Here is a 241-nt window from a genome sequence, read left to right as displayed (position 1 = left end):
CGATCACGAACAGGAACATCACCACGCCCAGTTCGGCCGGATGCAGGATCGCCTGCGGATCGGAGAACCAGCCGAAGCCGAACGGACCGATCGCCAGCCCGGCCGCGACATAGCCCAGCACCGAGCCCAATCCCAGCCGGCGGAACAACGGCACCATCACCACTGCCGCACCCAGCCGGGCGACGACTTTCACCAGTTCACTGGCACCTGCTTCCTCCGCCAGTCGGTTTGTTCCTTGCCA

The 241-nt window shown here is 65.1% G+C and carries 1 protein-coding gene; it reads right to left on the bottom strand.

The window, feature by feature from the left end:
- On the bottom strand, positions 1-223 hold a 223-nt coding region (locus ACQG3P_RS22485), incomplete at its 3' end, for a cation:proton antiporter (RefSeq protein ID WP_426806295.1).
- Positions 224-241: the final 18 nt, after the last annotated feature.

It is taken from the genome of Stenotrophomonas sp. SrG (genome assembly GCF_050031795.1).
GTDB classification, from domain to species: domain Bacteria; phylum Pseudomonadota; class Gammaproteobacteria; order Xanthomonadales; family Xanthomonadaceae; genus Stenotrophomonas; species Stenotrophomonas rhizophila_A.
The sequence above is the reverse complement of the archived record's forward strand: the minus strand, read 5'-3'. Positions and strand labels throughout refer to the sequence as shown.